A 7,182-nucleotide genomic window follows, 5' to 3' on the forward strand; every position below is an offset into this window, starting at 1 on the left:
AGTCAGGGGTGGGGATCGTGAGGAACCGGCGGCGCGGCCAGCAGCTGGAAGAAGAGATGGTCCGGCTGTGCGACGAGCTGTACGCCGGTCTCGGCCGGCCCGCGCCCAGTGACGTCGACGAGCTCATCGCCCGCATCGCCGGGTACCTCACCGAGTACCGCGGCGATCCCGCACGCCCCGTACGCATCATGCGCCGGGACTTCCCGCAGGGCATCGGCCCCGTTTCGGGGCTCTGGCTGGACCGTGAGACCGAGGACGTCATCGTCGTCGCCAAGAGCACCAGCCCCTTCCACGCCCTCGTCATCCTGGGCCACGAGATCTGGCACATGGTCCGCGGCCACCACGGCACCCACGCGCTGGGAGCGCAGGTCGCCACCCGCCTGCTCGGCGACGACGTCCTGAGCCCCGGGGAACTCGACGAAGCCGTGCGCCTGGTCGCCGCGCGGACCCACGCCTTCGCCGGCGACGAGGCGGAGGCCGAACTGTACGGCCGGATGCTCGGCCGGCGCTTTCGCCACCTGGTCGAATTCGACCCGGCGCACCGGGTCCTCGAAGGACCTGCCGCCAGGATCCAGGCCACCCTCGGCGACGGCTGATGAGCGGTCCGGACTACTACGTCCCGGCGGTGGCCCTCGGCATCGCCTTCGTCTCCAAGCTCCCCGGATTCCTCCGGCGGTGGCGCGATCCCATGGTCAGGGCCGTCGCCGGGCTGCTCGTCATGTCCGGTGCCGGATTCGCACTCGCCGCGCCCCCGACCATCGCCGTCGTCAACCGGTGGGTGGGCGTGCCGAACGTCTCGGCCCCGCTGGTCTACGCGATCCTCAGCGTGTTCAACACGTTCTGCATCGTGCTGCTCGTGTACTGGCGCGAGGGCTACGGCGAGGGCGTCCAGCGCCAGGTGCGGCGGTGGTTCGGCGCCTGCGGCGGGGTCATCCTGCTGCTCGTGGGCTGCTTCGCCCTGGGCGAGGCGCCGGTGGAGCGGCTCCGGGACCTGGACACCCACTACGCGTCCACGCCGTGGATCCGCGAGATGGTCGTCGTCTACCTCACCTGGCACATCGTGGTCGGCGTGGTCGTGCCGGTGATGTGCTGGCGCTGGTCGCGCGTGGTGGACGGGTGGCTGCGGGCCGGGCTGCTGACGCTCGTCGCCGGCTTCACCTTCAGCACGAGCTTCGGCGTGGCCAAGGCCGTCGCCGTCATCGCCCGTTGGGCGGGCGGCGACCTGGACTTCCTCAGCACAGATGTCGCCCCGCCGCTGGCGGGCCTGGGCGCCGTACTGACCACGACGGGCTTCCTGCTGCCGCAGGGCCGGCGCGCGGCCACGGCGTGGGAGGCCTGGCAGACCTACCGGTGGATGGGCCCCCTGTGGCGCAGGCTCCGTACGCTGATGGGACTGCCCGCGACCACCACCTGGTGGGAGCCCCTCGGGTCCCGGCTCTTCGACCGCGAGACGGACATCCACGACGACCTGCTGGCCCTCGCCCCGTACTGCGACCTGCGGACCATGACGGCACGCCGCGACCGGGCCCTCGACGACGGGGCCAGCCCCGAGGACGCGTGGGCCCTGGCCGCGGCCACGATGATCGCCCTCGCCATCAGGGCCAAGGAATCGGCCGCCGGGACGGGTGAGGAGCCCCAGGAGACGGGCACCGCCGCCCTCGGCGCCCTGCTCGGCACCGGAACCCGGGGGATCGCCCGCATATCCCGCCAGTACGGCGCCCTTCGCCCCGACTTCGCGGCCGCGCAGTGAGCAGGACCCGCCTCGTGGAGCAGGTCGCTTCATGAACGATCCCAACGGCGCCGTGTTCTACGCGGCGGGCGCGGTCCTGCTGCTCGCCGGCTGTCTGAAGCTGCCCGCCCTGTGGCACAACCCCAAGGACGATCTGCTGAGGTCCGTCTGCGCGCTGCTCTTCACGGCGGCCGGCGTGTTCGCCCTCGCCGCCGTTCCCTCCGTCGCGGCGATCAACCGGATCAGCGGCGTCCCGAACGCGGCCGCCCCGGTCGTCTACACCCTCCTGACCGCGTTCTCGGGCTCCAACCTGGTCCTCATCATCCGCTGGAGCAGCGGACCCGCCGAGGCCGCGCACGCGACCGGCTGGTCCCGCCGCTGCAACGGGGCCACGCTCGTGGTGATCGCCGTGATCATCGGGCTGTTCGCCCTGGGGGACGCCCCCGTCGAGCGGCTGGTCGACCTCGACACGTACTACGCGAACACCCCGTACCTGCGCGAGATGATCCTGCTCTACCTGGTCGCACACACCACGGCCTCGGTCGCGATGACCGTGCTCTGCACCCGCTGGGCACGGGTGGTCCGCGGGCCGCTGCGCGCCGGGCTCGTCCTGATCGTCATCGGCTACGTCCTCAACCTGGCCTTCGACGCCCTGAAGTTCACCGCGATCGGCGCCCGCTGGGGCGGCCACGACCTGGACCGGCTGAGCTGGCCCGTCGCTCCGTCGGTCGCGGCCCTCGCCGCGCTCCTCATCGGCATCGGCTTCGTCCTGCCCCTGCTGTCCCAGCAGCTCGTGAACCTGGTGGGCCCGTGGCGCCGGTACTACCAGCTGCAGCCCGCGTGGAAGGAGCTGCGGGGCGCCACCCCGCACGGCATCGCTCCGGCCGGCCTGCTGCGGACCCCGATCGACGTGCGGGTGTGCCGGCTCGAGTCCGACATCTACGACGGGATCCTCGCCGTGCATCCCTACCTGGACCCCGACGTGCATGCCCTTTCCCTCGCCGAAGCCCGCAAGACCGCCCGCACCGATGCGGACGCGGCCGTCATCGCGGACGCCGCGGCCCTGGCCCACGCCGTCGTCTTATGGGCCCGCAGGGCCGGCGACCACGCGGCCCTGCCCGACGGGCAGTCCGGCGACGGCCCCCTCCTCTCCTCCGCCGTCAACGCCGCCGGCCTCGTACTCCTGTCCCGGGCCCTTTCCAAGTCCCCCATCGTCCGAGCCACGCGCGAAGCCGCCGTCCTAGAGAGCAGCACACGATGACCCAGACCCCAACCGGCAAGACCCGCGTCGTCATCCTCGGGGGGAGTCTGGGCGGCACCCTCGCGGCCGCCGCCCTCGCGCCGCACGTCTCCGAGGTGCTCGTGCTCGAGCGCGAGCGAATGCTCCCCGAATCCCCGGTGCCCCGGTCAAGACTTCCCCAGGCGGCCCACGCCCACATGCTGTGGGCGGGGGGCGCCGACGCCATCGAGTCGCTGCTCCCCGGCACGACGGACCGCTGGCTCAAGGCCGGCGCGCACCGCATACCGATCCCCACCGGGATGGTCTCCCTGGCACCGGCGGGCTGGTTCCGGCGGTGGACCGAGACGCACTACCTGATCGGGGCCGGCCGCGACCTCGTCGACTGGGGCGTGCGCACGGCCGTCCTGGAAATACCGAACGTCCGCGTGCGCACGGGCGCGACGGTGGTCTCCCTGGTGGGCGACGCCGCGAAGGTGACCGGTGTGGTCGTCCGCGGCGAGGACGGCGAGGAGAGCACGGTCGAAGCCGACCTCGTCGTCGACGCCAGCGGCCGCGGCTCGAAGATCCTGGAGTGGCTCGCGCGGATCGGCGGACCCACGGTCGACGAGACCGTCGTGGACGCCGGCGTGCGCTACGCCAGCCGCCGCTACCGCGCTCCGGAAGGCACCGGGCAGGACTGGCCGGTGATCCACATCCAGGCGGATCCGCGGCAGGGGCGGCCGGGCCGGATCGCCTCCATCGTCCCCATCGAGGACGGCCAGTGGCACGTCAGCCTCTCCGGCACCCGTGGCGGCGAGCCCACCTCCGACGAGGCGCTCTTCGAGGAGTACGCCCGGGGCGCGCGCCATCCGCTGGTCGCCGAGTTCCTGGCCCGCGCGGAACCGATCAGCGAGGTACAGGTCTACGGGCGGACCGCCAATCGGCAGCGGCGGTTCGAGAAGGCCGCGATGCCCGCCGGGCTCGTCGTCCTCGGAGACGCCGCCACCAGCCTGAACCCGGTCTACGGCCACGGCATGTCTGCGGCCGCGCAGGGCGCCGTCGCTCTGCGCGACACGGCCGTGAAGACTCCCGTGACCGCGCCGAAGTTCGCCGCCCGGGCCCAGAAGGCCATCGCACGGCCGGCCGCGGCGGCCTGGCTGCTGGCCGTGGGGCAGGACCGGTTCTACCCGGGCGCCGTCGGCAAGGCCCCCGGCCTGGGCGACCGGCTTGCGGCCCGGTACGTACACCGGCTGAGCCACACCGCGATCGGCAACTTCGTCGTGGTCAAGGCGCTGACGGAGGTGATGACCATGAAGAAGCCCGCCTCCGTACTGGGACACCCCGCCGTGCTGTTCGCCGCGGCCCGTGGTCTGCGGCGGCCGCTGCTCAACGGGCCCGCGCTGACCGAGCGGGAGCGGGCCGTCCTGAACCGCGAACCCCTGCTGCGCGAACCCCTGGTCCGGGCCGAGGAGAGCCGGACCGGCTGAGGCGGGGCCGGGGACCGGGCGGGGTTCCCGCCGGGCGGCGACCGGGACTCCTCGATCCCGTGGCGTGCACACCGGGTGTGCGTGCCACGGGATTTCTCGTGTCCGGGACGCTGCCGGGCGGGCAGGGCAACCGGCGCGTATGCCTTGACTTCACATGATCCCCCGAAGACCTTTTCTGACTCAGCATCAGAATGCTGGATCCGCCTCCCCCTCCCCCTCTCCGCTGGAGCCTGCCCATGACCGCGAGAACCGCCTCCGCAGCGAGTTCCGTACCGAGTTCCGAACCGGGTTCCGAACCGAGTTCCGAACCGGGTTCCGCCCGCCCCTCCCGCCGGGCGGTCCTCGCCGGCGCCGGCGCCGGGGCGCTCGCCGCCACCGTGCTGCCGTCCGCCGCCGCGTACGCCGCCGGCCCGGCGGACGGACCGTCGCTCGGCGAGTACGACGTCGTCGTGGTCGGCTCCGGGGCCTCCGGAATGACCGCCGCGCTCACCGCGGCCAAGCGGGGCCTGAGCGTGCTCGTGGTCGAGAAGGCCCCGACCTTCGGCGGCTCGGCCGCCCGGTCCGGCGCCGGGATCTGGCTGCCCAACAACTCGGTGATCCTGGGCGCCGGCGTGCCCGACACCCCGGCGAAGGCGGCGCAGTACCTGTCCGCCGTGGTCGGCAACGGCTCCTCCGCGGACCGGCAGGCGGCCTTCCTCGCCAACGGGCCCCGGATGCTGGACTTCGTGATGGCCAACAGCCCGCTGCGCTTCCGCTTCATGGACGGCTACAGCGACTACTACCCGAACCTCCCCGGCGGGCTCCCGAACGGCCGCTCCATCGAGCCGGACCAGATCGACGGGAACATACTCGGCGCCGAACTGGCCCACCTGAACCCGGCGTACATGCCCGTGCCGGCCGGAATGGTGGTGTTCAGCCAGGACTACAAGTGGCTCAACCTCGCCGCCGTGAGCGCCAAGGGGCTCGCGGTGTCCACCGAATGCCTGGCGCGCGGTACGGCGGCCGCGCTGTGCGGGCAGAAGCCGCTGACCATGGGCCAGGCCCTGGCGACCGGCCTGCGGGCCGGTCTGATCCGGGCCGGGGTCCCGGTGTGGCTGAACAGCCCGCTCGTCGACCTGGTCCAGGAGGGCGGCGCCGTCACCGGCGTGGTGGTGGAGAAGGAGGGCGTACGGGGCGTGGTGCGGGCCCGCAAGGGCGTGGTCATCGGCTCGGGCGGCTTCGAGCACAACGCGGAGATGCGGACCCAGTACCAGCAGCAGCCGATCGGCACCCAGTGGTCGGTCGGCGCGAAGGAGAACACCGGCGACGGGATCAAGGCGGGCCAACGGGCCGGTGCGGCGCTGGCGTTGATGGAAGACGCCTGGTGGGGTCCCTCCATCCCGCTCCCGAACGAGCCGTACTTCTGTCTGGCCGAACGGACCCTGCCCGGCGGCCTGATGGTCAACGCGAAGGGCGCGCGCTTCGTCAACGAGGCCGCCCCGTACAGCGATGTGGTGCACGTGATGTACGAGAAGGACCGGGGTGCGACCGGTTCGCACATCCCGGCCTGGCTGATCGTCGATCAGAACTACCGCAACAAGTACCTGTTCAAGGACATCCTGCCGACGTTCGTCTTCCCCGACTCCTGGTACCAGGCGGGCGCGGCGAAGAAGGCGTGGACCTGGGACGCCCTCGCCAACCAGATCGGGGTGCCCGCGGCGGCGCTGCGCTCGACCCTCAACCGCTTCAACGCGCAGGCGTGGAGCGGCACCGACCCCGACTTCCACCGGGGCGACACCGCGTACGACCACTACTACACGGACCCGGGTGTCACCCCGAACTCCTGCCTGGCCCCGATCTGGGCGCCGCCGTTCTACGCCTTCAAGATCGTGCCGGGTGACCTGGGCACGAAGGGCGGCATCGTCACGGACGCGCGGGCCCGCGCGCTGCGCGCCGACGGATCGGTGATCCGGGGCCTGTGGGCGGCGGGCAACGCGAGTGCGGCCGTGATGGGGCACAGCTACGCGGGGGCCGGGTCGACGATCGGTCCCGCGATGACCTTCGGCTACGTGGCCGCCAACGACATCGCGGACGGCACGTGACCCGGTCGGGGCAGGCCCACCCGGACTAGCCCTGCTGGAAGAGCTCGGCCGGGAGCGGCTTCAGCAGCGCGTAGAGGTCGTCCGTGATCGGACGGTCCCAGCTCGCGATGGTGACCAGCACGTTGTCGCTGCGGTCGAACTGCACGCAGCTGATCCGGGTCTCGGAGAGCTTGATCTTCCGGACGATGAGGAGGTTGTCGCCCTGCATGACGGGGCAGTCCTCGGCACCGGTGACCTCGACGTCCTCGTCGTTCTCGAGGGCGTCGAGGAGCTGCGCGACCTCGAAGGGGACCTGGCCCTCGGAGAGCTCGCGCGCGGGGGAACCCTCGGGGAGGTTTCCGATGATCATCGCGGGGCCGCGGCCGCCGAACAGGTCGTAGCGGAGGAAGACACCCTGGCAGCTGCCGTCGGGCGCGGGCAGCAGCCCGGCCCCGAGGTTGCCCGGCCAGTCCCCCGGGTCCATGGCCAGGACGTCGAAGTCCGGGCCGGCGGGTGTGGCGGCGCGGTGGCGGCGGAGGAAGGACATGCCGCCATGGTACGTGCCCCGCCACGTTTCCCGGCCCTCCACCCCCTCGCCGCTGCGCGGGCGGAGTTCCCCGCCTCAAACGCCGGATATGGCTGACGCCAGCGAAATCCAGCCCCTCCGGGTTTTGAGGCGGGGAACTC

Annotated in this window: 6 protein-coding genes; 5 read left to right on the forward strand and 1 reads right to left on the reverse strand. The window is 72.4% G+C overall.

Annotation, left to right across the window (positions count from 1 at the left end; all coding sequences use genetic code 11):
- Window positions 1-8 precede the first annotated feature (8 nt).
- The 5 genes from ACFWNV_RS16485 to kstD all read left to right on the forward strand — a co-directional run bounded on the left by ACFWNV_RS16485 (window position 9) and on the right by kstD (window position 6,516).
- Complete coding sequence (locus ACFWNV_RS16485; RefSeq protein ID WP_383946767.1) at window positions 9-596, forward strand: toxin-antitoxin system, toxin component; 588 nt, start codon at window positions 9-11, stop codon at window positions 594-596.
- The gene (locus ACFWNV_RS16490; protein ID WP_383946770.1) at window positions 596-1,750 is read left to right on the forward strand and encodes an MAB_1171c family putative transporter; all 1,155 of its coding nucleotides are present in this window, start codon (window positions 596-598) and stop codon (window positions 1,748-1,750) included. Before ACFWNV_RS16485 ends, ACFWNV_RS16490 begins: the two co-directional genes overlap by 1 nt.
- 31 nt (window positions 1,751-1,781) lie before the next feature.
- Window positions 1,782-2,990 (forward strand): MAB_1171c family putative transporter, encoded by a 1,209-nt coding sequence (locus ACFWNV_RS16495; protein ID WP_383946773.1) that lies wholly within the window; start codon window positions 1,782-1,784, stop codon window positions 2,988-2,990.
- Window positions 2,987-4,435 (forward strand): NAD(P)/FAD-dependent oxidoreductase, encoded by a 1,449-nt coding sequence (locus ACFWNV_RS16500; RefSeq protein WP_383946775.1) that lies wholly within the window; start codon window positions 2,987-2,989, stop codon window positions 4,433-4,435. Before ACFWNV_RS16495 ends, ACFWNV_RS16500 begins: the two co-directional genes overlap by 4 nt.
- Before the next feature lie 236 nt (window positions 4,436-4,671).
- On the forward strand, window positions 4,672-6,516 hold the full coding sequence (gene kstD, locus ACFWNV_RS16505) for a 3-oxosteroid 1-dehydrogenase (protein WP_383946778.1): 1,845 nt from the start codon (window positions 4,672-4,674) through the stop codon (window positions 6,514-6,516).
- 25 nt (window positions 6,517-6,541) lie between these two features.
- Here the strand turns inward: kstD and ACFWNV_RS16510 are convergent, their stop codons facing one another.
- A complete protein-coding gene (locus ACFWNV_RS16510; protein ID WP_383946781.1) occupies window positions 6,542-7,042 on the reverse strand; it encodes a hypothetical protein in 501 nt (166 codons plus the stop codon).
- Between the last annotated feature and the right edge of the window lie 140 nt (window positions 7,043-7,182).

Source organism: Streptomyces sp. NPDC058401, assembly GCF_042722885.1.
Lineage (GTDB): Bacteria > Actinomycetota > Actinomycetes > Streptomycetales > Streptomycetaceae > Streptomyces.

Excerpts from the sequence above, each read along its gene's own strand:
- ACFWNV_RS16490 (WP_383946770.1), top strand. The coding sequence starts at position 596 with ATGAGCGGTCCGGACTACTACGTCCCGGCGGTGGCCCTCGGCATCGCC.
- ACFWNV_RS16495 (WP_383946773.1), top strand. The coding sequence starts at position 1,782 with ATGAACGATCCCAACGGCGCCGTGTTCTACGCGGCGGGCGCGGTCCTG.
- ACFWNV_RS16500 (WP_383946775.1), top strand. The coding sequence starts at position 2,987 with ATGACCCAGACCCCAACCGGCAAGACCCGCGTCGTCATCCTCGGGGGG.
- kstD (WP_383946778.1), top strand. The coding sequence starts at position 4,672 with ATGACCGCGAGAACCGCCTCCGCAGCGAGTTCCGTACCGAGTTCCGAA.
- ACFWNV_RS16510 (WP_383946781.1), bottom strand. The coding sequence starts at position 7,042 with ATGTCCTTCCTCCGCCGCCACCGCGCCGCCACACCCGCCGGCCCGGAC.